This is a genomic window from Bradyrhizobium centrolobii, from assembly GCF_001641635.1.
GTDB classification, from domain to species: domain Bacteria; phylum Pseudomonadota; class Alphaproteobacteria; order Rhizobiales; family Xanthobacteraceae; genus Bradyrhizobium; species Bradyrhizobium centrolobii.
This window is the reverse complement of record NZ_LUUB01000013.1, coordinates 43,118-69,013: the sequence shown is the minus strand read 5'-3', so window position 1 is coordinate 69,013 and position 25,896 is coordinate 43,118. Positions and strand designations below refer to the sequence as shown.

At 58.8% G+C, this 25,896-nt stretch carries 14 protein-coding genes and 1 pseudogene; 8 read left to right on the top strand and 7 right to left on the bottom strand.

All coding sequences use genetic code 11. The features are described from left to right. Nucleotides 1-331: 331 nt before the first annotated feature. The 3 genes from proA to AYJ54_RS01395 form a co-directional block, all read right to left on the bottom strand. Nucleotides 332-6,283 carry an anti-phage protein ProA gene (gene proA / locus AYJ54_RS01405; RefSeq protein WP_082905414.1) on the bottom strand — a complete coding sequence of 1,984 codons (5,952 nt, stop codon included), beginning with the start codon at nt 6,281-6,283 and terminating at the stop codon, nt 332-334. A 641-nt stretch (nt 6,284-6,924) separates the two neighbouring features. Further along, on the bottom strand, nt 6,925-8,553 hold the full coding sequence (locus AYJ54_RS01400; protein WP_063696102.1) for a helix-turn-helix domain-containing protein: 1,629 nt from the start codon (nt 8,551-8,553) through the stop codon (nt 6,925-6,927). A gap of 120 nt (nt 8,554-8,673) precedes the next feature. After that, the gene (locus AYJ54_RS01395; protein WP_063696101.1) at nt 8,674-9,969 is read right to left on the bottom strand and encodes a hypothetical protein; all 1,296 of its coding nucleotides are present in this window, start codon (nt 9,967-9,969) and stop codon (nt 8,674-8,676) included. A gap of 1,227 nt (nt 9,970-11,196) precedes the next feature. Between AYJ54_RS01395 and AYJ54_RS46545 the strand changes: the two genes are divergently transcribed. The 7 genes from AYJ54_RS46545 (at nt 11,197) to nodU (ending at nt 20,516) form a co-directional block, all read left to right on the top strand. Continuing rightward, entirely contained in the window at nt 11,197-11,421 is a 225-nt protein-coding gene (locus AYJ54_RS46545; protein WP_082905413.1) for a hypothetical protein, read from the top strand. Between the two features lie 1,265 nt (nt 11,422-12,686). After that, complete coding sequence (locus AYJ54_RS46540; protein WP_082905418.1) at nt 12,687-13,340, top strand: hypothetical protein; 654 nt, start codon at nt 12,687-12,689, stop codon at nt 13,338-13,340. Next, entirely contained in the window at nt 13,276-14,748 is a 1,473-nt protein-coding gene (locus AYJ54_RS01385) for an MFS transporter (protein WP_430641380.1), read from the top strand. The genes AYJ54_RS46540 and AYJ54_RS01385 overlap by 65 nt, the downstream gene beginning before the upstream one ends. 306 nt (nt 14,749-15,054) lie before the next feature. Continuing rightward, nucleotides 15,055-15,222: a hypothetical protein gene (locus AYJ54_RS50490; RefSeq protein ID WP_161491790.1), complete on the top strand. Its 168-nt coding sequence runs from the start codon at nt 15,055-15,057 to the stop codon at nt 15,220-15,222. A gap of 876 nt (nt 15,223-16,098) precedes the next feature. Continuing rightward, on the top strand, nt 16,099-16,263 hold the full coding sequence (locus AYJ54_RS50485; protein ID WP_161491789.1) for a hypothetical protein: 165 nt from the start codon (nt 16,099-16,101) through the stop codon (nt 16,261-16,263). 812 nt (nt 16,264-17,075) lie between these two features. Further along, nucleotides 17,076-17,759, top strand: a complete 684-nt coding sequence (locus tag AYJ54_RS01380) for an outer membrane protein (RefSeq protein ID WP_347337198.1) — start codon at nt 17,076-17,078, stop codon at nt 17,757-17,759. Nucleotides 17,760-18,854: 1,095 nt separating this feature from the next. After that, nucleotides 18,855-20,516, top strand: a complete 1,662-nt coding sequence (gene nodU / locus AYJ54_RS01375; protein WP_063696099.1) for a nodulation protein NodU — start codon at nt 18,855-18,857, stop codon at nt 20,514-20,516. A gap of 168 nt (nt 20,517-20,684) precedes the next feature. Here the strand turns inward: nodU and AYJ54_RS53835 are convergent. Together AYJ54_RS53835 and AYJ54_RS01365 are read right to left on the bottom strand one after the other, a co-directional pair. After that, a pseudogene (locus tag AYJ54_RS53835) lies at nt 20,685-20,871 on the bottom strand (histidine kinase); the annotation flags it as partial. Between the two features lie 371 nt (nt 20,872-21,242). After that, on the bottom strand, nt 21,243-23,069 hold the full coding sequence (locus AYJ54_RS01365; RefSeq protein ID WP_063696097.1) for a DUF885 domain-containing protein: 1,827 nt from the start codon (nt 23,067-23,069) through the stop codon (nt 21,243-21,245). 1,385 nt (nt 23,070-24,454) lie between these two features. Between AYJ54_RS01365 and AYJ54_RS01355 the strand changes: the two genes are divergently transcribed. Then, nucleotides 24,455-24,757: an HU family DNA-binding protein gene (locus tag AYJ54_RS01355; protein ID WP_063696095.1), complete on the top strand. Its 303-nt coding sequence runs from the start codon at nt 24,455-24,457 to the stop codon at nt 24,755-24,757. Between the two features lie 209 nt (nt 24,758-24,966). Here the strand turns inward: AYJ54_RS01355 and AYJ54_RS50480 are convergent, their stop codons facing one another. Next, the gene (locus AYJ54_RS50480; protein WP_063696094.1) at nt 24,967-25,230 is read right to left on the bottom strand and encodes a hypothetical protein; all 264 of its coding nucleotides are present in this window, start codon (nt 25,228-25,230) and stop codon (nt 24,967-24,969) included. Between the two features lie 199 nt (nt 25,231-25,429). After that, entirely contained in the window at nt 25,430-25,642 is a 213-nt protein-coding gene (locus AYJ54_RS48755; protein ID WP_136623354.1) for a hypothetical protein, read from the bottom strand. Nucleotides 25,643-25,896: the final 254 nt, after the last annotated feature.

Sequence of the window (25,896 nt, the reverse complement as noted above, 5' to 3'; positions counted from 1 at the left end):
TTTTCCACTAGAACCCTGTGATAGACAATGCCAAGGGTGAAGCTATCGTGCTGAAATCGGTCGCGCCGCGCAGAGATTCGCGCTCGTGTGATGCCATCGGAGGATCAGGCGGATCGGCGAATGCAAAGGCTTGCGGCCGACACGCACATCGATGGCGATTGAGTGAGCCGGCTTAAGCCTCGTGCCCACGACGAGATGTCGTTCATTGGCTGTTCACGGCCGCCTCGAGAGGCGTTTCCGTCGGAGCAGTCTCACAAGCTTGGACCAGAACGGCGATCCAAAGCGGCGTGGCTTTGCGGTCCTGAAGGAGCGCGGCCCCCGCGGCGGCCACTTAGCCGGCTGCCGCCACAGCAGCTTCGAAGCGCTCGCGGGTCGACGCCGCGAGCCGCCCCAAGCCGAAGTGTTCCTGCATCCCCCGAATGATGTCCTCATCTTCCTCAAGGCCCGTAGAGCGCAGCATCCGAACGAGACCCGCCAACTCGACAAGCGGGATGTCGCTGTGGTCGCGTTCGCCGGCACCCCTGTAAGGAGTAGAGGCGCTAATCGTCGCATCCTGCGGCCACACGATCTGCCGCTCGCCCTCTTTGGTCGTTGGAAACCGATTGCGACCGAGCGATGAAGCGACAATTCTTTGCACTGTCTCGCCTGAACGCATGAAACCGTGTGCACGCGCAACGCGGTCGACCAAGACATCGAAATAGATCGGGCCCTCAATCGCGACGATGTGATCAACCATAGTACGGAGCGTACCGCGGTAGCCGGCGTCGTAGAAGCGCTCCCGGTCGGGGGGCGCCACGCTGGCCGGGTCGGCCTTGACGTACGAGGCCGCGTCTTGTGCTGGTTCCCGCACTTCGGCTATCGGTCCGCGCGCGTAAACTTTAACTTGCTCGACCGCCTCGTCACCGTCATTTGCCGCCTCTGGCACGGGTTGCGTTTGCTCAGGCTCGCCTTGCGCGTCTGCGACCGGAGTTTCGACCTGGGCTGACCGGTCCGGCTGATCCGTAAAGTGAGTTTCTTCCGGTGGCGCCGCCGGTTCTTCCTTAGCCTCGACAGGCGGACGAGAAGCGCGGTCGGCTGCGAGATCGGCCACCAGCCTTGCGTGAAGCTTGTCCGCCGCACTGCTTGAATCCATCCACCATTCGGTGCTCCAGATCCGCCGAATTCGCCACCCCAGATCCGTGAGCACCATCTCACGCAGACGGTCGCGATCGCGCGCGGTGGCTGACCGGTGATAGGCGGCGCCGTCGCATTCGACGCCTGCGAGATAACGGCCTGGGAAATCCGGATGAACGATGCCAAGGTCGATCCGGAAGAAGGAGACGCCCACCTGGGGATGGACCTGCCAATCCTTCCGCTGAAGGGCCTGCATCACGGCGTCCTCAAATGGCGATTCGGTGTCACGCCCGGTCGGCGAGAAGGCCTCCGCGATAGCTTTCGCGCCATTCTCGGCGAACTCAAGGAAGTGCTTGAAGTCGACGACTCCCTTGGCGCTCGTGCGCCCCAAGTCAATTTGTTCCGGCCGCAATGTCGCGAAGACCAAGAGCTCGCGCCGCGCACGGGTAACCGCGACATTGAGGCGGCGGTGACCGCCCTCGCTGTTCAAGGAGGATATCTGAGCTGTGACGCGTCCGGTCTTGTCGGGTCCGACCGCGACCGAGAATAGGATGACGTCGCGTTCGTCGCCCTGGACGTTCTCGATATTCTTGACGAGAATCGGCTCCCTAGTCTGGTTGCGGTCGAAATGGGGCTCCAGAGATGGATCGGCGCGCCGAGCCTGATCAAGCAGGTTTTCGATTAGCCTTTGTTGCTCGCCATTGAATGTGACGACGCCAATCGAATGGCCAAATGTCCTCATGCGCCGGACAACCTCGGCCACGACCGCTTCGGCCTCCTTCCGGTTCACCTTGGCGCCACCACGCTCGTAGACGCCGCCCTCTACATGAATGTAGCGCACCGCTGCATCGCGCGTCACGGGAGAGGGGAAGGTCGTCAGTTCGCCGCGATAGTACTTGACGTTGGAGAAGGCGATCAGGCTCTCGTGCCGGCTACGATAGTGCCATGACAACCGCATGCTCGGGACATTCGAGGCCAGGCACTCGTCGAGTATGCTCTGTTGGCTCTGGACAATCGAACCGTCGTCGTCTTCGTCGTCCACCCCTCGTTGTCCGACATTGGTGGGCGGAAGCTGCTCCGGGTCCCCAACGATCACGACCTGGGTGCCGCGTGCAATTGCTCCGATAGCGTCCCATACTGGGATTTGAGATGCCTCGTCGAAGATTACCACGTCGAATGGCTTGGCATCCGCGGGCAAGTACTGGGCGATGGAAAGCGGGCTCATCATCACACACGGGGCGAGCTGGGTCAGCACCGTTGGGATGCGGCCGAAAAGCTGTCGAAGCGGCATTTGCCGCGCCTTCTTGTTTATCTCCCGCGCCAGCGTGCCCCATTCTGGATCCTTGCCGAAATTGGTCTGAGTCGGCACCGCTGCCCAAATGCGCGCCTTCACGATCTCCCTGGCTAACTCTCCGATCCTCTTGTCTGCCGCGACAAACGCCTCAATCGCAGCCTCGTGTTTCTCTGCTAGAAAGCTACTGAGAACCTCGTCCTCATTCACGATAGCTTCGGCGATCCAGCGCGCATAAGCATAATCGAAGACGCTCGTGAGGGCCGTCCCATCAACGACTCCGTTTTCGACCGCGTCGACAAGAGGGGAGAGCCCTGCTACGCGCGCCGCGTGAGCTGCCCAACGCCAAGTGGCCCATTGCGGAGCCTTGATAATATTCGACTTCCAACTCGCGGTTCGTTGGAGGAGGGCCTGAATCCAGCCGGTTTCGATCTTGACGATGTCCTCTGGATCATCGAGGCCGATACATACACCTAGCTCTTTTGCCGTCCGGTGCATGGTCGGAAACGCTTTGTACATGGTCTCGAATGCGTGGCGGACCTGCCCGCTCGGTCGGAAGCGAGAGTTATCACGAAGCAACAAGTCTTGGACATGCAAGAGCAGCTGATCCGGGGCCATGCCCTCGACAGGATAGACATCGACCGCATCGCGCACGCTTGTGACCCAGTCGATCAGTCCTTGGAAGCGAGACACCTCAGTTTGCGGCCCGCGCCAGAGGCGCTCCATGCCCCTGAAGCGATGTCTCACATTCTCCATCTCGCGCAGCAAGACGGCGAGTTCCTGTAGCACGACAAGATCTCGACCGATGTCCTCGGGCACATCACCCGAGCAGTATGGCTTCAGCGCCAATCTGACCTTCTTTTTCCGAGCGCCTCGCACGAGAACGTTCGACGCGGACGCCTCTGCCCAATCACGCTCTAGCGCCGGCAAATCAAGCAGCGCCGCCCTGAGGTCGTACTGGACCGAAAGTGCGGAGTTCTTTTCGTTCAAACGGCCTACGACATCGGCAAGGTCACGAAGCGCGTTCACGCGTTCTGGCGCATCGGTCGAGAGCAAAAGCGCCCCCTCCGCTGCATCAGCGTGCAGCATTAGCGACACGAGCTTGATCAGTTGTGGCAGCAGAGCATCATCTCCGGCCGCACCCTCGAGCCCGATAGACGACGCCAAATTGTCGGCAGCCGTCCTGACGTCCTGTAGAGCGAGGTGGAGGCGGTCCACCAACTGCTGAAGCGACTGCACCCAGGCAGGACTCCATTTGGTCTGCTCAATGCCTTTGAGTGGATGGTTGACGGGATCGCCAACGGCCTCCAGTGCGGTGCGGATGTCCGAGCAAATCTCGCGCATCCGAACGAGGTCTTCGGGGGTGTGTACCGTGCCGGCAGGCCATGTCAGTCCGACGTCTGAAAACCGTTCGCGATCGGCAATGACCCGTCCGAAGGCCTCATATGCCGTCATCCCATTGGCACGGCGCCGATGCAGTGAGGAAACCAGCCTATTCAGTTGGTCGCGCCGCCGTTTCAATTCGTTGGCGGCAGCCGACCAATGCTCCTCGGTAACGAGATTTCGCTCGCGCCAGGCGGTGGCAAGCTGGGCAAGCACGCTGGATTTCTGGGCCTTTGTCGAATGGACCTCAAGGCAATAGTTGCTAAGGCCAATCGCTTGCATACGCTGTCTCACGACCTCCAACGCCGCGGTCTTTTGCGATACGAACAGCACCGTCTTTTGATGAGCGAGGCAGTTCGTGATCATATTTGCGATCGTCTGGCTCTTGCCCGTACCGGGTGGGCCAAAGAGCACGAAGTCGCCGCCGCGCTGCGCGGCGAGAACCGCGGCCAGCTGGGAGGAGTCGGCCGATAGTGGCGTGAAGAGCTCGGCCGGATCTACGATCTGGTCGATCGTGTTCTCCGCGACAAAGGCGGCTCCCGAGCCGTCGTAGGTATGGGTAGGCGTATCAATCAGATGCCGGACGACAGGGTTTCGCTTCAGGATATCGGAGCGGTCGACGAGATCCTTCCACATCAGATACTTCGTAAAGGACAGCGTCGCGAGCACGACCTGCTCTGTGACTTCCCAGCCTTTGATGCTCTTGATATGACGCCGAACTGTCTTCCAGACTCCCGCAACATCGACGCCAGCAGCGTCTTCAGGTAATTCTCTTTCAAGCTCCGGCATCGATAGGTCGAAGTCCTGCTTGAGCATTTGCAGCAGCGTCGGATTGAACCGCGCTTCGTCCTCGTGCAGCGCCAACCGAAAGCCGGAACGTACGCTTTTGCGCTCAAGCTGAACCGGGACAAGGATCAGCGGTGCGCGGTAGGGACCGGCGTCGTCCTGCGGCGTCCACTTGAGAAACCCGAGGCAGAGGTACAGAACATTGGCGCCTCCTTCCTCAAAGGCCAGGCGCGAGGCTCTGTAGAGGTCGGTCAGCCGGCGTTCAAGCTCGGCTTCCGGAACCGCGGTGTGCAGCTCGCCACGGATCAGGGCATCCGTGGTGAAGTCTTTGCGGGCGTCCTCATGCAGCCGCTGCGCGAGCAGTGCAGTATCGCGCCCATCGCTGCCGTCGAGCACGTTGGCCCTGCCGAGCAGTTTGAATCGGTCTCCTCCTGTGAGTTTGTCCTCCAGCATCGCCGCATCAGGGCACTCGATCGCGACGGTGGATTTGGTATCCTTGAAGTTCAGTAGACGGTTTTTCAGCGTGAGATCTAAAAGGTTGCGCTTCCAGACCTCGAGCCGATCCAGGCTCCGCTCGGAAACGGTCTCTCGCGGCTTGTCGAGCTCCTCTTCAAATTTCGGAACTTCGCCGACGTCTTGGGCAACAGACGATGCACCAGACGGAGTGATGGTTGGCTCGCCGGACCCGGATAGATCGAGTGGTCGGATCTTGGCACTGCGCGCGCGCTTGACGTCGATTGCGAGCTCAAACGGAGACGTTGCATCCTCGGCGATCAACTTTGCAGCGGCCTCGACAGCCTGTTTGAATCGACCCGGGTTAGCGCCGGTGAGGACCGTCGTCTCCACCAACACCATTTCCTCAAGCTGCACGCGCTTGCGCAGCATCTGAGGGTCATCGATCACAAGGCTCGAGAAATCCTCGTCAACGAGCCATACGCCAACGAAAGCGTGTCCTTCGGTCAGGATGAGGATTGGATTGAGGCCTGCTTGCTCGAGACAGGAGGCATAAAGAAGAGTGAGATCCAGACAAGTGCCGACCTTGCGAGACAGGATTTCGCTCGGCCCACGAACTTGCTGGCCCGAGCGCTCGAAGCTCTTCGGAGGAAGAACGTAGGCGATCGCGTGTGAGACTAAAGCAGCCCACAGGGCGTCGGCGATCTCCCACGCTCTGGCCTTGGTCCTCTTGCGATAGCCATCCATCGCATCGTCCCGGCCTGCCGTGGCGAGCTTGCCCGATGCTTCCCGCAGGATGACGTCGATGCTGGGATCGGTAGGTCTGACGAAAGCCGCCAGCAGTTCTGGCGCGGCGTTGACGCCGCCCCAGTGCGATGGTGGAAGCAGATTGAGCTCGACGGTGTTCTCGACAAGCGTCTCACCCCCCACGTCTACGCGAAAGCGCAGTTCGGCTCGCCTCGACGCATTGATTCCGGCGAGGAACGCCGGATCCAGCTTCACGTCCAGGCTGCGGATGTGGTGAGTAGCTCGATCGGCAATGCCCTGGATCGGCCACAGGCTCGGTGTCAGAAATGCAGGTTCGGCTATGAGGTGCACGGTGAGCTCTGGGAGATCGCGTCCCGTGCTATTTTCGATCGCAAGTTCGCGAATGATCGGAACCGCGTTCTGATAAAAGGCGACGTTGACGTTGTCTGCCGCCCTACAATGGATTTTTAGCTCGCCAGCTGTTTCCTCGATCTCAGCTCGTTCCGCCATATTCTGCCCCGAAAGAAACCTCGGCACCCATGGACCAGGTCCGCCCGCGAACATTCTTTGCGGACGCGACGACCAAAGGCCTGCCACTGTATTTTCTGCTTGGAATTTGCCAGCCCCGAACGTCTTTCTACTCGTTTCAGGCGGCTGTAAAGTAAGTAGTTCGCGTCATCCGAGCACAATGGGCGTTTGTACTCCGGATTCTGGTGCTGGTCGTACCGGCGAACCGCTAGGACGAAGGGGCACGGAATTCCGCTGCTCAGCAATAACCAACCGGCTACATCAGCGCTTGGCATGGGCTGCCCAGGCGGGGCCGTGGACCAGGCCAGACGTGTTCTGCGAATGGGGGCGGTCAGGAAAATGGCCGGCACCCTGTGCACTGCCGCGGGGCCATTGCACGTTCGGAGCTCCAAGCCTAGTCTTTTGGGGGAGTTTCCATAGGGGAACTTCACTGAAGGTTGGAATTCGAGCACGCCTGGATCACCTTCCCGGTGCTTCGTTCGAAATCGGAATCTTAGGTCATCCCGGCGAAATGAGCTGAGATCGCTTGCGCTCGTGCCGATGTGCGAAATCTTTTGGGTATCGTCAGCACTAGCGCGAGCTGGATAAACGCGTGAGATGACTTTCGTTGCGCATCGAGCTTTCTATTTCCTTCGCCGCTGCTCCGATGGCCAATGATATTTGGTTCGAACGACGCCATCCTCGTAGCCGGCATAGTCGACCCGGGCTCCGAATTTGCGCACGTATGCCTCGCAACGCGCGAAGGCCATTGGCTGTAGCCGAAATCTTGTGGTGTCGATGTGGCTCGCCACCAATTCGACCCCGACCCCGCTGGAATCCGTCGTCGTTCGGATGCCAACGCTCGTCCCTGGCGGGACAGAACAGATGACGTCCGCGACGGTGTTCTGGAGCGCCGCTTTGAACGCATATCCGTCCGCAAAGACCTCGCGATCTTCGTCAGAGTCTACGAAGATTGTATAGCCATGTTGTCTGGCCGAGACTGCAAAATTGTCGGCAATCTCTCTTGCGATTGAATTTGGTCGGAATGGCGCGGCCACTTGGACGGCGGCGTCCGCGTCTGCAACTGCGATCATTCCGCTCAACACGTTCTTCAGATGATCCGAGTTGGTGATGATCGCTGAAACATAATCTCTCTCGGCTCCTTTAAGACGTGCGCTTGCCGCAAGGACTCTCGCAATGGCTGCAATCGAACTCACAGGTGTCATGACGTCCGGAGTCATCTCGAGCATCATGCCGGCGAGTCCATACCGGGGTGCAAACTCCGGATACAGGTGATCTTGGGCGCGAGCTAAGCCTTTCGTCTCCGCTAGTACTGCTCTGAGATCGGCAAGCTCACTCGACAGCGCACGTTCTCTCTTTCTAAGCTCGTCGATCTTACGCCTATAGGCGGTTACATCAAAACCAATCCAATAGGTGTGGTCTCCCTCTTCCTTTTCGATCAACCGGCGCGTGCGTCCATCGGCGCCAGTGACTTCACCGAGCTCAACGTCTGGATATTGAATCTTGGCAGCCAGTGTTTCGCGCAGAGTCCCCACCGGCATCCGCGCGAGCCGATCGCAGCTTGTCTCGAACATGGAGGCGAATGCATCATTGCATCTGATGAGACCGATGCTTGAACTGGCGACGGCCAGCGCATAGTCCGGCTGCGCCCATGCAAGCGAGGGCGTGAGCTCTTTAGGTGGCACGGGCAGGTCTTGCCGATCGGACAGAACTCTACAGCCGTCCTCCGTAATTCGGATCGTGGCTTCCCGGCCAATCGGAATTCGATCTATGAGCCTCGCGGCCGCCAGCTTCGAGAGAACATGGGAAAGGTTGGAGTCCTTCAGTCCTGTCTCTTTCAAAAGATCGGCGCGCGCAGTTTCGCCTCGGCACTGCTTCAGAATACTGAGGACCTGCAGATGATGCTTGCCGAGTTTGACCTTCTCGGACTGTTCTGCGGAATTGACGGACTTCTCCATCATATCGGCGAGTGTCGTGAGCCTTTCTGCTATCGCAGACTGACGAACACGCAAGTACTGGCGCACGCGCAGGATGAGGTCCGCCCAACGATTGAGATGGGAGCCCTTTTCGCCGCTCGCTACAAATGTCCAGACCGCGTTCCGCAAGGCCGCATAAACGGCTTCTTCAGCCAATTTCGCGTCACCAGAGGCCTTCAAGAGGCTTGCAAATGCATCCCGAAGCCGTGGGAAAACCTCGTCTGGATTGACTTGGGCGGTGGAGACGCCATCCAACAGACGGTCCAGCTCGACCATTCCTGTTGCGTAAGTCATTGATATAGCTCACATTGTGTCAGATTAGAAACCTATGCAGCCAAACGCTTGAAGAAGCTTTAATATGGCTCTTGGTTCCTCCCGTCTATATGTAAAATGTTTTCAAATGATGTAAATCCCCCAGCTTTCCCGCCTTTCAAGCTCGGTTGCGAGGAGCGCCTGACCGTCGCACCTGGCCAGCACATACCCAAGGGGAGCATCAGGGGGAGGGGCCTCGGCGTAGAATTGCTGGACCACCAGCGTCCGGGTTTTCTGCTTCTCCATGTATTCGGCGGAGCGCTGGATATGGCCGAGCATCGTGCGCTCGTTTCCACAAGACGGCACGAGCACATAATCGACGTCCAGGTCGGCATAGGGCGGGTCTTCGCTGGTGTTACAGAAATCCAGGCAGATCCCGAACGCGAAGATTGCGTCGGGCAGCACCAGAACCTGAAGCTCGTCTCCCAGCTCGATGGACTCTGGCTCACTTGATCCATCTGTGAACTGAAACAGCTTCCGGTGCTGTGCAACCTCCTCGCCATATCCGCTCAGGACCGAGCAGATATTGAATCGCTGCGAGTTGATCTCCTCATGCCGCGAACCGGCGACCACGAGACTGACGTTGCAAAGCCAGTCACCTTCTCCAATACCTCTGCAGATCTCCTGTAGCGTCTCGCTCGCAATGGTCAGCTCAGGATAGATAACGCCGTGGCATTGCGAGCGCGAGGCTGCGGCGATGTGGTCCCTGATCGTTAAGATCTGATCGCGGACTTCAACGCCTCGGACAAAAAAGCCACCATCATCGTGGCCCAAGTCGAACTTCAAGCCTTTGAAAAGACCGGTCCCGAAATTCACTTCGCGCTGCGACTGCGCTCGGTTTCGCCCGCGCGGATCGTCATAGAGAACCAACGTGACGCGATGCTCCTTGATCCGGCGCGGAAAAATCCTGGAATGGCGCAGTCCTCGGCGACGGAACGACTGCTTTGTCACCGCTACGCGGTGCCGCGGATTTCTCAGAAGGATGAACGCTTCATCGTCCTCATATTTTGCCAGGCACTGGCTTTCATGGCGAACGGGGTCCTCGCCGGCGACCTCATGCAACATCGCTTCGAGAACGCGAATATGAACCGCCAAAGCGAACAGAAGTTTCTTACGTTCGGCACTTGAGCCGACCGCAAGCGGCGGGTCCTTGAAGAGATCCTTGGCCGTGAGGCCCGCAGCTGCATTTGCGAGATCATCCTCCTCAAACTGACGATAGAGATCGCGGATGTGCGATGGAGCCTTGTCGACGACGAGCCAAAGCGCGAAGAGCGCATTTCTGGTTGAGGCGGCACTTTCTCCGACCTCATCCTGAGCGAATTTCAAGGCGCGCTCAACATCGCCGAGCCATTGCGATTGAACCGATTTAAGGATCGACATGAAAATGAACGAAAGGTTGTGACTGGTCGCCAGTCGTAGTCAAATTTCGGATTTTGTCAAATATAGTTCGGCGGAAAAAGCGAATCAGACTGCGTCTTTCTTCGTGGCTCATTCACTGGCACTGGACAGGCGCAAATGTGTGTTGATTCGCCCGTGGGTGCAAAGGGCCGGAAAAACAACGCTCGTGCTTGCTCCGGTGTCATACCAACAACTCGCGGAATGTAGGATTCGAATGCGCCGCGACAGCAAGAACGAACAATCCCGCGCGAGCCGAATTCGACAGCGTGCTCAATCGTCGGGGCTCTTGCGAGCGACCGGATCTCCTTGGCGCCGCTGACGTCGATAACATCGCTCATAACCAGTTGTCCCCCGCGCTTGACAGAAGCTCGTCGGTGAAATCCATCGAAAGATCGCGATCGGGCGCGGAATTTCGGCGTCGATGTGGGGATGCTTTGCAATAATCGACATCGACGGATGGCTATGATCGTGTGGCGAGACGTGCGCGCGTGATTCAGCACGCTTTTATTAGGAAAGATTGACCATGGCTAAAGTGCCTCCGTTCCATTCGACCAAGCCGTATTCGAAGAATGTCTATCACGACAACGACAAGTGCACCGAGGGCAACAACATCGAACGGCAGTATCTCGCCCCGGGCACTGGCGGNCTGTAACCGCCTTGCCTGATCTATCCGCGGCCGTGGTGTGCAAAACTAGCCGCACCACGCCTCTCCAACCGGCCATGACGACGCCGTAAGTCTGCTGCATTCTGAGGCTCCGCGAGCCGCATCCAAAGCTCATTGCGAGAACGGACGAGCCTCGGGGCCATCTCACGCCACAGCTGACCCCGCAATGAGACGGACAACGTCGAGGCCTCCAGGGTCATTCCCTTGCCGCCGACAGCTCCGCGGCACTTCGAAGCTCGTGTCGCGTTGTGGCAAATGCGACCACGCGCCTGTCGGAATTCGACGTGATCGTCCACACTGTGACGCGCCATACGGCGGGGCCCACGGGGACTGGCCGAATCGCAGCTCAGATCGAGCTCACTCCAGGTTTTGAGGCCAGTCGTGAGAGCAAGTTGGCGCCTCCGCCGTCCTCCGGTAGGCGGAGCACACTACTCAATCAGGTAGGGCCAGACTGGGAACGTGCCCGGAATGTTGGCCAGGATTTGGCACGGATCTCATTGGTGTACCGACCGACGGAACACGCCAAATTTGGCGGGAGAAAATCGATGCCCATCAGCGATGAGTTGGCTGCCCTGCGCAGTCATCGTAACCAGATCCACCGCTATCGTCGTCTACTCAAAACTCAGCTGGCAGACCACGAGCGCCAATATTTCGAGCGGCGCTTGTCTGAAGAGCGCCGTGCTTTCGAAGCCCTGGCAGCAGCTGCCTTTCCGTTGGCCTTTGAAATCCCACATGCGTCTGCTGGCGCCGGCCCGGCTCCGCCTGGGTAGAAGCAGCTGCCAAAGCACAAAAAGGTCTCCGGAATTTCGAGCCGCAACGCGCCCAAGTCAGGCGCCCTCTCGAGCGCCGGTATTCGCCAAGAGCCGCAACTCGCGCGCGCCGACCGGGCTCGTGCCACTATTCGGCTTGCGCTCGCCAGCGGCGAGCCGGGAAGAGGCCGGGAAGGGGGAAGTGGGCTCCACAGATGTGGCACAACGGGATTCCCGGGTCTCATGCAAGCAGGCTGGAATGTCCTTGGATCTGTCCCAATCTGGAGATGCTGGCTCCGGCAAGCGTACGCGCTCGCGTGCGAATCATTCTAGGTACAAGACCGCCGAGACCGAAAGCCGACGAGACTACAGCGGTGGTGGTCTCATCATGCGATTCTTACCTGGCCTCTTGCCTCTCGATATCAGACAGTAAAAGCGGGGCGGAACGACGCCCTGGACCGGTGATACGCCGAATCCGCCCCTACATCACCCGGGAGAGATCGGTGATGCTGTTTAGAACGTTGCAAGCAGCGTGCCTAACCCGGGCCGCAGCTCCTCCAACCATCTTATGCGTGTATCGCCTCGAAAGCTTGAGCCATACGCGGCGTCAAGTTCCGCGTGCTTAACGACAGAGCGCAAACAAGCGGCGCTGGTCACGACGGCAACGCCTATGTTGGACCCATCGCCGCATACGGGGCGCGCAAGTTCGCGTCAATCCCGTTTGCCGATCATGTTCTTATACTGCAGACCAAAGTTCCAGACGTTGGTGGCTGAAAGCGTTAATGGACGGAACGACCGTTGAGCGCAGCGCCGTGCCCAGAGTCGATCTCTGCCGTCCACCCGTGATGTGTGGCGGTTGAACGGCGAGACCGTGACTGTCTGCGCGATGCGCTAGCGCCATTCGGCCTGCGCAAGATCACGGAGGTGCTGCCCCTGCCGGAAAGGGCGCATTCAGCACGTCATACGAAGGCGCGCCAGTGGCATGAGGCCGTCGTCAAAACCGCATGCCGCTTGGCGCGGAGCGTCGAGGTCGGGAAAGTGCTTCGCGCGGACGTGAGGTCGCCGTGAAGGGCAGGACAAGTCCAGCGCAGGGGATCATCATCGTCGTTTCTTTCTTTCACTACGCCAGACTACGCTTCCGGTCTTCGCGCAATTGAAGCAGCAGTCATCCTGCCCTTTGTCTCCTCGCATCTTCAGTGGGCCAATCACTGTCATTTGCAACCGATCTCGCGCCGCGTGCTCGCTCACGCGTGCGTCGGACCTTTGCCTCCGAGGACGAGCCGAGCATGAGCTTTGAGACACAACGAGATGAAGCGAACGGACCAACTTTGGAACGATCCAATGTGGCGGGCCCGAGAGCGCGGCAAAGCTCTTCGGTAACACGAAAGATCAGCGTTCAACTTACCGAACAAATCTTCGAGCGCCTCGAAGCTGCAACCGAACGGCCCGGAGTTGGCAAGAGCAGTGTTGTGGAGGCCGCTCTTGAGCGCTTCCTCGATCCTGCGCCCCCGATTGAAGGTCTGATCTATGAGACGCTCGACCGGATCAACAGCCGGCTTGAGCATCTCGATGACGAGGTCCGCATCATCGCTGAGACGGTTGCGTTGCATGCCCGCTATCACCTGACCGTCACACCTGCGATGCCACAATCACAACAGCCTCAAGCGTGTGCATTGGGGCGAGATCGATTCGAAGCCCTGGCCGAACAGGTCAATCGGCGTGTGAGCCTGCGGCGCCCCTTGATACGGGAGACAATCGACCGCATCGAGAACGAACGGGTCTGTGCTGGCACAACCGAAATTGCTTCGCCGGCTTCGTCTGATGCAGTCCGGGATAGTGCGTCGGTCAATAATACAGTGGAAACCGCTGACACGATTGCTGCCGCCGAGGAGGGCGGCAGCAATCGTAACTTTCAACATCTGCCAAACGCGTTCTGCTGAATTGGCCGGAGGCCAGGCGGGCGGTGCGCGAGAAGCAAGCGGCCGCGTCATCCGCAAGCGGTCGGATTCCGATGCTGCGCGCGGATTTCCGATTCTGCGCCTCATCGCTTGTGTTTTTCTCCCGTTTGCCGCGGGTTACTACCTGTCCTATGTGTTCCGGACGATCAACACAGTGATTTCCGGGCAGCTGTCATCCGATCTGGGTCTTGATGCCGCCAACCTTGGCCTTTTGACATCGGTCTATTTCCTGGTCTTCGCCGGGGCCCAGCTTCCCGTTGGAACGCTGCTGGATCGTTTTGGCCCACGCCGCGTCCAGAGTGTGCTTCTGTTGATTGCCGGCTGTGGGGCGGCTCTGTTCGGAGCGGCGACGGGCTTGGTGGAGCTTCTGATCGCGCGCGCGTTGATCGGTCTCGGTGTGTCGGGTGCAGCCCTATCCGGGATGAAGGCTATTGTCACTTGGTTTCCAAGAGAGCGCGTGGCGCTCATCAATGGCTACATGATCACGCTCGGGGCGCTCGGTGCGGTAACCGCAACGACGCCCGCTGAGTGGCTACTAGAATACACCGGATGGCGTCAGCTGTTCGAAATCTTAGCCCTTGCGACGTTCGCTGCGGCCCTTCTGATCTTCTGGGCGGTTCCTGAAGCGATGCGGCCACAGGAGACCAGGCTGAGCCCCCTAAAGCTAAGAGCCATCTACACGGACAGGCGTTTCTGGCGAATCGCGCCACTTTCCGCAAGCTGCGTCGGATCGGCCTGGTCGTTGCAGGCCTTGTGGGCGGCGCCTTGGTTGAAGGATGTTGAAGGGCTTACCCGCGAGTCTTTGATCACACAGCTCTTCATCATGGCGCTGGGAGTCTGCGCCGGAGCTCTGCTGCTTGGCACCCTGGCTGACCGGCTGCGGAGGCGTGGGATCGGGTCAGAAGGACTGTTCGTCGCAGTGACGGTGCTATTCATGGGCGCCGAGCTTGCGCTGGTCTTCCGCGTACCGCTACCATCGCAATTGTCATGGCTCGTCATCTCGGTCGTTGGTGCGGCAACCGTCCTCAGCTATGCGATCATCGCGGAATATTTCCCGCGCGAGTTCGCCGCCAGAGCAAATGCGGGCTTGAATGTTGTTCATTTCGGGTGGTGTTTCGTCGTCCAATACGGCACCGGGCTGATCCTGGAGCAATGGTCCACTCAGAATGGCCACTATCCCGCGATCGCCTACCAGGTGGCGTTCGCATTCGCCGTTGCTGTGCAGTGCCTGGCGTTAGCTTGGTTTTTGATGCCGTGGCTGGGTATATTGGGCAGGTGGAGCGTCAAGCGCTCCCGCAGCACACCGACGATCGACCCATCCTTGATTGAGGCACTCATGCCACCCCCGGAGACTGCTGTGCACCAGGTGGAGGAGGAAGACGAGTGGTAACGCGAGTGGCATCAGCGCGTTTTATTCCCTCCTCATGGTACGCACATCGAAAAATCCGCACGTAAGAACCCGCACGATCTACTCGGTGCCGCTTCTAGGACGTACCTTGCGTTGTCCCTTTTGTAACGTCGGAGACACGGGTGATGCTCGGCCGGCGCGCCCGCAGCATCGTCAGTTAAGCTGCTAAATAGAATGCAGAACGGACTTTCTCGCGACTCTTCCTGCGCGTTTGGCGCGGCTCTTGAGTGTCTCTCTTGCGCGGCGGCAGCAACTGCCGACCGGCACCACTGAGAAAAGGAGTCAACAATGAAGACCGATATGTCAGCCTATGGTGTCACAGAATTAGCGCCTGAAGAAGCATCGGCGACTTCGGGCGGGGTGCTTTGGGGGCTTGTAGCGGGAATTGTCGAACTCCTGGTGCTAGGGGCAGCCGTTCCAGTTGCTGCTACAATGATCCCCTGGAACAAGGCCTGAACGGCCTTGGCTTCGCGCTGACAAACGAAGCCTGAATTGCGCCACTGTGCGTAAGCAGCCCGCCGGCGGAGCCGGTCAAAAACCGATCCGCGGCCGCGGATAGGGCCGCTTTCGTCGTGCCCTTCCCATGAGCGCGCTGCACCAGATCGAGCCGTCTCGAGCGCCGTAGCGGGCGCGAGAAAGTCCCTCAACGCACCCAAGGCATTTGACCGTCGGACTTACCCGTAGAGGTAAAATCCGCCTCTTTGAAGATCTAGAAAGTTGTTGCTTGTCTGTTTCGACAATCCGCCAGCCCGCAAGGGCGTTCGCGAAGCCCGGCCACTTTGACCATCAAACGATCGAAAAATTCACGCTATCAGCGAGCGAAGCCGCACCAGATTGTCGGCGGCGGCAGCTAAGATGAAGGTCCGTCCGGAGGAACCGCGGCCACGAAGCTGTTTTTCTCTTGCCCTGCGGCGATCTTGCTTCGAAACCGCTTGCGGATGAGGCGTCAATGCAAAGATCGGGCGACCGCCTCAGAAGGAGATTGTACGACTGGCAGCATCCACGCGTTCGCGTACAGAGTGCGCGAGCGGCAAGTCCATTCAGCCGCATCCATGTGGTCTCACCAAGTTGCGACTTCTTCATCGTTCTGGACCTGCACGATCTACCCGTTGCTGTTCTCCCCGAGATATATTGCGTTGCCTTTGTCGAGTTTGTCGCGTCCCAGACACGATGATGCCCGGCCGGCGTCCGCCGCATTTTCAGGTAAGCCGTTGAATAGAATGCACATCGGACTTTCCGGGATCGCTCCTGCGCAATTGGCACGGCACTTGAGTTCTCTCTTTTGCTGGGTGGCAGCATGCCGACCGGCTCGACTGAGAAAAGGAGACAACAATGAAGACCGATATGTCAGCCTACGCTGTGACGGAACTAACGCCTGAAGAAGCATCGGCGACTACTGGCGGGTTTTGGGGGCTTGTAGCCGGACTTGTCGGGATCTTGGTGTTAAGCGTGGCTGTTCCAGCTGCCGTTGGAATCATACTCAAGAACAAGGTCTAAACGGCCGTGGCTTCGCGCTCACAAACGAAACCTGAATCTCGCCTTGTAGGCAAAAGGGCCTATCAGCCCGCCCGCGGTGTCGGTCGCGGCCCGCGGGCAGAATCGCTTTCGTCGTGCCCTTCCTATGACAGCGCTGCACGGATCGAACCGTATCGAGGGCCGTAGCGGGCGCGAGAAAGTCTTCACTTACCGACGGTAATTTCACCGTTGGACTTACCCGTGAAGGTGAGATGCGCCTCTTTAACACGTAGAGGAAGTTGCCGCCCCCGTTGTCTGTTTCGACGGTGCGCCAGCGACGTTAGGCTTTCGCGAGGCGCACTCTGACCATCTAACGATCAACGGTCCCGCTATCATCGAGTGAAATGCAGAGCAGCGGCCGTTAGCGTTCCGTGCAAGATACAGCCTCGGATTCATTGAGCGCAGCTCGTTGACAGATTCGTCTGTATCGCAGGGAATGCACTTAGCGATTGCATCCGCGTTCCTCCCTCAACGGCGTGTCAGTCGAAGTCCGAAGGGGGCTCTTCTGGCTAGCAATGGAAAACGAGATTCGAAGGACCGGACGCGCCTGCTAGCTGCGTTCCTGGCTTGCCCGTTTGATATGCAAGCTTGATCGTAGCTTCTATTGAACGTGCGCAGGCTCGCATTCAGATGCGCGCAATTACATAACGCTGCTCACGATTCGCCTGCAACGCTACGCAACGTGAGATTCAAGCCAATCCTCAAAAACTAAATGTTGCCCGCCAGGTACAGCAATTCGCGTCGACGCTGGTAGTAGCGAACGACTGTATCGTCTTAATGGGGTGAAGCTCGAAATGAACAACTTGTTGCTTGCCGCTGCGACCATCGTTGCGCTTAGCGCGGCGGCGCCCGCACTCAGTGCGGATCTAGCTTCGCAGCCGGCCTACATTCAGGCGCCATCGCCGGTCGCAACCCAGGTGAACGAATGGGGCGGTTTTTATGCCGGCATCAATACCGGTTGGGCTTCGAGCCAAAACTGCTGGGATTTCGGTGGCATCAGTTCAGAGGGCTGCCATCATGCAAATGGCGGCACGGTCGGTGGGCAGCTCGGGTATCGATGGCAATACGGTCACGCCCTTGTTGGCTTCGAAGGCCAAGGCAATTGGGCGAATCTCAGCGGCTCCAATGTCAGCATTGCGCTGCCAACCGACTGCATTCGAACCAAGGTCGATGGATTCGGTATGATCACGGGCCAGGTCGGGTATGCCTTCGACAATGACGTGCTTATTTACGCCAAAGGCGGCCTCGCGCTGACGAGCAACATCTGCGAGATCAATTCCAGTCTCACCGGCGCGCCGTTGGCAAGAGCTGGGGAAATTACTTGGGGCGGTGCAGTAGGCGCTGGCGTGGAATTCATGTTCGCACCGAACTGGTCGGTTGCCGTTGAGTATGACCACTTGTTCATGCAGGACGGTGAATTTTTACCACGGCTACAGGTCCCGCGAATGATCGCATCCATCAGGATGTCGATCTCGTGACCGCGCGGCTCAACTACACGTTCACCCGCCTGTGGTTGTCGCGCCGGTAGCTGTCAAATAGCGATTCTCGTCACCTCCAATAGGTCCTCGAGAGCCTCTGCCCCTGGGCGGGGGCTCCTTTACCTCGCTGCTTATCCGCCGCGCAGGCGTTTTCCCCAAGGGCGTGTTACTTCACCCGCCGCCAAATCAAGGTATGATCGGCAAGCCGTTCGCATATCACGCATTCTGTTTGTATCTTCCGGTAGGGGTCGAGCATGAGCTTCGATGCAGAGCTCGGCAATCTCCCTGCCGGTCCTGTTGCATCCCCAGCGATTGGACTTCAGGCGGCTCGTTCAGTCATCGCCTATCGTGGCCGTCAGCGTTAATGCCTTCTTCAAAGGATAAGGGCGCTGCTTCAAATGGCGGTATTTGCCTCGCCATCAGAACGTTGTTCGATTGTCCCCCTGTCGCACGCGAGTCGAAAATGCGAGCAGATGCTGCGCGTAGAGGACGCGGCAACAATCAAAGTGGCTGAAACATCCGCTCAGCAGTGTTTAGGCGCGGATGGCGCGTCCGCTCAAGAGAAATGAGACGGCGGCCGCGTCCGCCAGAGCATGCGATTTCGTCGTCATGCTGATTGCTCGGAAGGTAAAGCGGGGCGGCACCGACGCCTGGATCGGAATACGCCGAGTCCGCCCCTGCGTCACCTGGAAGCTGGTGACGCTGCCTCAAATCTAGCAAGCAACGTGGCCTAACCGAGGCTGTGGTCCTGCAATTATCCTATGCGTGGTTCGCGCTCGAAGCGGTTGAATCGTACGCGGCGTCAGATTGTACGCTCGCGAGTCAACGGCTACTTGGCGATGCTCGGTGAGCGCGGTGCGGTGACTGCAACTATGCTGACTAATGGGGGTTTGACTGCACGCGCTTCGTTCGAACTGGCGGCCCTTGCGTGTTCGTGATGGTCGGTCAGTCTAAGGCCTGATGCTCATGTTCGATCAATTGACGGCGGAGACTTCGCGCGCGTCTCTGCCAGGTTGCGCATCAACCAAGACCGCTTACGCCGGCTTTGAGCGGCCCATTCATTCTCGAATAAATGAAATTCAATATGGAGGCCAAATGCGCATCTGCGGCATCAAACTGGGTCATGATGGAGCAATCGCTGTTATCGAGGATGAACGGCTAATCTTTTGTGTCGAGCAGGAGAAGCGGGGCAACAATCGACGCTATCAAGCGATCGACAATTTCGACGCAGTTGTTGTCGACTTGGCGGAGCACGGCCTCGATCCGCACGATATCGATTGTTTCGTCATCGACGGCGCGTGGTGGAGAGACGGCCTTCGGCTCGTCAGTGGCGCCGAACCTGTCACTCTCGAATGGGCGTCGTATGTCGAACGTCATCCCGAAGGCCTCCTCGTTTCACACGACGGCTGTGGCCTGGTTCTCGACGGCCGGTCCTTTCCTTATAGAAGCTATCCGCACGTCACAGGCCATTTGACTTCGGCATACTGCACCAGCCCATTTGCCAAAGCCGGACAGCCCGCATTCTGCCTGATCTGGGACGGCATCATTTTTCCGCGTCTCTATTATATCGACCCCGGCGGCGCGCGGTTCGTCGAATGCCTGTTTCCGCTGATAGGTCAGGTCTACGCGACCGCGGCCGATCACTTCGGGCCTTATACGAACCGCTCCAGCTGGGACGATCTCGGCGTTGCAGGCAAGCTCATGGCCTATATTGCGCTTGGGTCTACCGATGAAGACATCATAACTGTGTTCCGAAACCTCTACGAGGAGCGTCTTGCGGCCGACGCGGAGCTCATGCGTCACTACCATGCCGAGAGCAGCTTCGACTCCTCACTTGCGGCCATCCACGAATTCTTCCGCGCAAGTGCCCTACAGCTGAAGGCCAAGCGACCGGAAGATGCGCTTGCATCGTTTCATGGTTTCCTCGAGCGTCTCCTCATCCTGGAGATGACGAGCGTTTTGCAGCGGCAGACGGATTTTCCAGGAGCGCGCAATTTGTGTATAGCCGGCGGCTGCGGTCTCAATATCAAATGGAACAGTGCATTACGTGCGAGCGGTCTATTCGATGCTGTCTGGGTGCCGCCCTTTCCGAATGACAGTGGGTCGGCAATAGGTGCCGCTTGCGCCGGAATGGCGGCAGATAAAGGCTTCGTGCCGCTGGAGTGGTCAATCGATAGTGGGCCAGCCCTGCAGCGTGGCGACATGCCGAGCGAATGGAATGCTGTACCGTACAGCCTCCATGAACTTGCCAGGATTCTTGCGGGCAACAAGCCCGTCGTGTTCGCCGGCCGCGCCGAGCTCGGACCACGGGCATTGGGTGGCCGAAGCATTCTTGCAACCGCAACATCGCCGGGAATGAAGGATCATCTCAACGACATCAAGCTTCGTGAACACTTCCGGCCAGTGGCGCCGGTATGCCTGGAGGATCGGGCGGGGGAGTTTTTCAGTCCGGGAAAGCCCGATCCTTACATGCTGTTCGACCACGAAACACGGGCAGAATGGCGAGACAAAATCCCCGCCATTGTACATCTCGACGGATCGGCACGATTGCAGACCATTGCCAGAACCTCCCCGCATAAGATCGCGGAGCTTCTCGTCGAGTATGAAAAACTCACGGGGCTTCCTCTCCTTTGCAATACCAGCGCCAACCTCCCTGGACGAGGGTTCTTCCCCGATGCGGCCTCGGCCTGCCGGTGGGGACGCGTTGAACACATATGGTCGGACGGTCTGTTGTGGACCAAAGGAGCCCACGGCTGAACGGTCGCGGGCCATGCACGTTCTTCATAGGACGATGTTTGCAAGCGTTGAATGACTATTTCCGGCGTAGGGCCCATCGCGAGTCTGCCGTTCAAGGCGACCATTGGCGACTCGGTTCAAGGACGTCGGGGCCGCGGCTGTCGATCTGGACTGACGCCTCGTGCTTATCAATCCGGAGAGATTTGATCGATCAGGTAAGCTGCGGATCTTCTTCGCCGCAATGTTGGTCGCGATCTTGACGGCCTTCACCGTCTTGCCGCTGCCATCGAGCACCGGAATGTAGGATGCTTCGATCCAGATCTCGCGACCGCCCTTTGCCGATCCGCGTGAATTCGGCTGCCTGGAATTCGCCACGAGGCGAGCCTCGCTGGGTGCACTGGGGGCGTCCGAGGGCACGCCCGCCAATCGGGTCCAATTGCCAACCAGTCGGTTTGTTTCCGATCTTGAGCTGCGTTGTTGTCACGCATCGGAAGGTAAGTGGCTGGCCTCGTCTTTCGGAACGGATCGATCGGGTGCCTTCACACGAAATTCCCACGGAAGCATGAAACATGCACCTGATCCGGCCGGCCCATTCATACCTGGCAACCCTCTCACCAAGCGGCTCGGAGCCCGAATCCGCGATCAATTTGCCCGCGACCTCCTGAAGGGTACACTTAATGCGCTCACCCCGAACAATGTGACTACACGGGCGTAGCATTTTTCGGTGCGCATGCGTGAACCCAGCGACTAAGCCTTGCGGGCGATGTAGGCTCTGACCTCGGTTTCCAGCATGTCCAAAGGTAGACTGCCGGCGGCCAGCACAGTTTCGTGGAAATCTCGAATGTCGAACGTCCTGCCCAGCTTCGCCTCCGCTTGTTGCCGAAGTGAAGAGATCTTCAGTTGCCCGATCTTGTAGGCGCAGGCTTGGCCGGGGTGGGTGAAATAGCGATCGACTTCGGCGTGGATATCCCGTTCCGTGTTCAGGGTGTTCTTCCTCAAGTAGTCGACGACCTGGTCGCGGTTCCACCGCTGGGCATGGATACCGGTGTCGACCACCAACCGCACGGCGCGCCAGAGCTCGAAAGCTACGCGGCCAAAGTCGTCGTAGGGATCCTGATACATGCCGGCTTCCTTGGCTAGCTTCTCGCAGTACACGGCCCAGCCTTCCGTATATGCGGTGAAGGACGCGTTGCGTCGGAACGTCGGTAGGTCGGTCTGCTCCAGCGCCCGCGCGATCTGGAAATGATGGCCCGGCGCGCCTTCATGGAAGCAGGACGCAGGAATCTGCGGCTTCAGCACCTGGGTCATGTCGGACAAGTTGAAGTAGACGATACCCGGCCGCGAACCCTCAGGCGCGCCCGGCTGATAGGTGGGCACCGCCGATGCGCTCTTTTCGCGGAATGGCTCGATAGCCCGGACTTCAAGCCGCAACCTGGGCAGTCTGTGAAATTGCGTGCGAGCGAACGTCATGTAGTTGGCGATGATCTTTCGTCCGTCGGCTAGGCACTGCGCCTTACCCGCGGCCGTATTGGGATACTGGAACCGCGGATCGGTTCTCACATGGTCGAAGAACGCCTCCAATGAATCCGCGAAGCCGATCTTGCTCTTGAGCTGTTCGATCTCGGCGCGAAGGCGGGCGACTTCGGAAAGCCCGGTCCGATGCACCTGTTCAGGTGTGAGGTCAGTGGTGGTCTGAAGCCTGAGCATGTCCGCGTAATAAGCGGCGCCATTGGGAAGGACCCAGACGCCATTCCTGCCACTGGCCTTGTCCGCCATCGCCTGCAGCGAGGCGATGTAGCGCTTATAGCCGTGCCGCCATGGACCTTTCAGGGCGGCTTCGGCCGCAGCCTGCAGCTTGGCCTTGACCGCAGGATCTGTTTTCAAGGCCACGAGCTTCATCTTGAAGTCGGCAAAGACGGGATGGTCAGGGCCAGCGTCGAAGGGCGCGCCTTTGAGCTGGTTCTGCGTATCCGAGAGCACCTGGGCGAAGATGAAAGATGGCGGCAGGAAGCCCTTCGCTGTCCGCTCGTCGAGGTCGGCGGATACTTCGCCTGCCACCCGCTCCACGGCGCGCAGGCGGGCGACGTAGGCCTCGGCGTCCGCTACCGTGTCGATCCGGTGGCCGTTGATCATAAGCAACGGCACGGCATCCAGCGGGCCGCCGTTGGAGGTTACGGCATAGCTCTGCCAGTACCAACGAATACTGGTGCGCTCCCTTTCGACGGTCTTGTCGAACAGGTCGTAGGAAAGCTTGGCTCTGTCGCTTAGTTTCTCGCGGTCGAAATCGCACTTCATGCGGACGAGCTGGTCGTTAAGCAGCGCCATCACCTTGTGCTGGAAGGCTTCGGTATAGTCGCCGAGCTCGCCATAGCGCTCCTTCATCCCGCGCCAGGTCATCGTTTCCGGGCTCAGGCGAAGCCGCGCCAGCGAGGCTTGCTCGAAGAAGTCGTTCAGCCGTGTATCCTCCGAGGCGGCGGGAATGGCGCCCGGAGAGGCAGCGGAAAGTTGAGCCAGAGCTCGTTTCGGAATCATGACGGCAGCGAGCACGCTAACACTGAATGTCCTGCGAAGCATGAATCCTCCCGGCGGCCACGTTCGTGCCGCTATTGGCAGCCCGTAGCGTCAGCAGAGTGGGCGCCGTCCGTTGCCTGGGCCATTGACGCTCCACCTGTCTGTGACGAGCACTGCCCTATCGCGGGCCGCTAATTTCAGCGGCCAGCCTCGCCTACAAAGCGAACCACCAGTCGCAGCGATGGTGAGCGCCGCCAAGCTATATTGCGAGGAAGCCCCGTACGCACCTACCAGGGTTGGTTGCTTCACAGTCAAAGCGCCCATCGTGCGAACGGGCCGCGAACTGCCAGCGAGCTATGGATGCTCGAGATGCGAGACGTCTCGCTGAACGTTCCCCAGGTTCGCCAACAGCATGGCTGCGGCGTTCAAGCTCGCCAAGCGCTGTGCTTTGTTAGGCCTCCAAAGAAAGGGCCGGCTGAAACGTTGTTAAGTCTGTACCTGGACCAGCCGAGCTGCCGGAATAGCGGGTTGTCGGTAACGAATAGCATCGCCAAACTCGGACGTGTCCGCAACAACCCGGAACGTGATTGGGATCAGAAGAAAGCCCGGTGCGCTGGCTGACACAGATCTGGCCGCGCTCGGAAGCTTTGCGAACTCGCTACTGGACAATGGCGACGCTCGTGGACAATGGCGCTTGAACGAGTGCGTGAGCCTCATCAGCCAGTCCGCGACCCGAAGATCGCCGAACGCGCTCGCGCCTATGATCTCCGAGTCGATCCGCGCGAAGGTCATCGCAAAATTATGACCGATGGCTACACTTGGCTGCGTCAAATATGACAGCTGGGAGGCAGTGATGGACACCTACTGGCCAATAGTGCATAGCTATCGGCACAGCCCCGACGCCGGCCCCAGGTGGCTTGCTCATCGGCATTTGTGGAGTCTCAAGTGAGCTATCGCCCGCGGGAACAACATTAAGGTTGCTTCTTCACCACATCCTGGCACGATCTTGCAAATGAACCATTGCAGGCGCCCTCTAAAGTTCAGATCGACGCCTTGGGCTTCCCCATAGGCAAAGGCGAGATTTTCGTCATCTGCTGGCGCCGGCATGGTGATGGCAGGCTTGCCTAAGCCGCCGCGACCGAGGCGGGCCGCGGTCCGAGCGCGGTACGCGCCCTCTAATCATCCAGTGGCGGCGCGCTACCGGTCTCGATCAGGTGATTGTGGAAGACAGTCGTCGATCGAACCCGCCTGGTGGAAGACGCAGGCACGATGTTGCACGCGTCGAACCGATCCTTGTCTTTTGGTTTCCGATGGGTTTTAAGCCCGTCACCTCGTGATCTCGACGTGAACGGGAAGCAATTCGTGTGTTCTTTCCGGCCGATGATGAATAGCAAATCGGCGTAGTTTATGTATTCCAGACGGTTCTGCGCCTCTCAAGGGAATCCATCATGGCCAAGATGACCAAGAATCAGCTGATTGACGCGATTGCTGAAGGAACGGAGGTTTCCAAATCTGGCGTAAAGGCCGTCATCGAGCAACTTGCGACTGTTGGTTACAAGGAGTTGAATCAGTCCGGTGAGTTCGTCATTCCCGGCTTCGTCAAGATGTCGGTCGTGAACAGACCCGCGACTGAAGCCCGCAGCGGAGTTAATCCCTTCACGAAGGAGCCGATGGAATTCGCGGCCAAGCCGGCCAGCAAATCGGTTAAAGCGTCACCGCTCAAGGTCGCTAAAGACGCAGTCGCAGTATGACGAGGTCTCTGCTAACCGTGGATAAATTGCAACTGAGCTAGACGGCATGGGTCGTCGACACACTGAAGCCAAGGCAACTCTCAAGAGAGCCAAAAGGGGCTGCGGGCAAAAAGGCTAGCTAAGTCCGACCTGCCGCCATCGAAAGACGGTCGCAACGCCAAGGTCAATCACGTCCGGCGAGACGCCGGCAATGCAAGCGAGTCAGGTGATCACGCGATCGCCTGCCTTGAGCTGGCGAAGATGCTCGCCGAGCGGCTCGGCTCGTATTGCTCGGGCAGTGTCGTGTCGGCTTGGTTACGACGGAACAGGCCGCTTTTGTGCAAGCTCGAAACGAGTTGCACGGCAAAGAGAGCGCAACGGCCGGGTATCCATGCCGGCGTGACATCGAAACCATTGGTCGCCTCAGTCTCGAACCAGATCTGGATGCTATCGGCAATTTTCTCCAGCGGTCGACGATCACTCAGTGACCACATACGCCGGAGAGGCGCTGCACGAGCAGACAGATCGTCGGCCTTTCGCGATCGACGATGTTGGCAATGTGCCCGAATTGGCTGGCGACGCCATGTGCGCGATTTATGTCGATCAGGTAACACGAAAAGGGCATCGAGATAGAACCCGACCGTCCTCTTCTAGCGATCCCTTTGGCGCGTCTTCCCCACTCCCTCGCCGTTTTCATGCTCTGGCTTGCCATTGCGCGCGTTCATCGTCTCGGCGAACTCGTGAACGATTGCGTTCGTTTGGCTCTTCGCCCCCGGTCAGTTCGGCATAGCGATTGTCGGTACCAAACAGCTCGAGCGACAGGATCTGTGCTTCAAAGGGCGAAAAGGATACGTCGAGCAAATCACGACGATCGGGGGGAGCATGGTAGGCGATGTCTGGAGACAAAATCCCGAAGCCATCGAACTCGCGGAGCTCGTCAGTGGGATCATCGAAAAGCTCGCTAGCTAAACGAAGAAGTCAGGATGATGGCGATTCGAGCAGATGAACCGTACCGAACGCCTATAGGCTAACAATCGCTGCAGATTTTCTTTTCGTACGCCAGTCTACGATCGTTGGCCACGCCTCGTTGCATGATCGAGGTCCCGCTTTTTAGATCATCCCCATCCGAGGCCTTCGAGGGCCTCAGCTGTTGGGGCATC

Coding starts and splice junctions, on each gene's coding strand:
- proA (WP_082905414.1), bottom strand. CDS start 6,283: ATGGCGGAACGAGCTGAGATCGAGGAAACAGCTGGCGAGCTAAAAATC.
- AYJ54_RS01400 (WP_063696102.1), bottom strand. CDS start 8,553: ATGGTCGAGCTGGACCGTCTGTTGGATGGCGTCTCCACCGCCCAAGTC.
- AYJ54_RS01395 (WP_063696101.1), bottom strand. CDS start 9,969: ATGTCGATCCTTAAATCGGTTCAATCGCAATGGCTCGGCGATGTTGAG.
- AYJ54_RS46545 (WP_082905413.1), top strand. CDS start 11,197: ATGCCCATCAGCGATGAGTTGGCTGCCCTGCGCAGTCATCGTAACCAG.
- AYJ54_RS46540 (WP_082905418.1), top strand. CDS start 12,687: ATGAGCTTTGAGACACAACGAGATGAAGCGAACGGACCAACTTTGGAA.
- AYJ54_RS50490 (WP_161491790.1), top strand. CDS start 15,055: ATGAAGACCGATATGTCAGCCTATGGTGTCACAGAATTAGCGCCTGAA.
- AYJ54_RS50485 (WP_161491789.1), top strand. CDS start 16,099: ATGAAGACCGATATGTCAGCCTACGCTGTGACGGAACTAACGCCTGAA.
- AYJ54_RS01380 (WP_347337198.1), top strand. CDS start 17,076: ATGAACAACTTGTTGCTTGCCGCTGCGACCATCGTTGCGCTTAGCGCG.
- nodU (WP_063696099.1), top strand. CDS start 18,855: ATGCGCATCTGCGGCATCAAACTGGGTCATGATGGAGCAATCGCTGTT.
- AYJ54_RS01365 (WP_063696097.1), bottom strand. CDS start 23,069: ATGCTTCGCAGGACATTCAGTGTTAGCGTGCTCGCTGCCGTCATGATT.
- AYJ54_RS01355 (WP_063696095.1), top strand. CDS start 24,455: ATGGCCAAGATGACCAAGAATCAGCTGATTGACGCGATTGCTGAAGGA.
- AYJ54_RS50480 (WP_063696094.1), bottom strand. CDS start 25,230: ATGTGGTCACTGAGTGATCGTCGACCGCTGGAGAAAATTGCCGATAGC.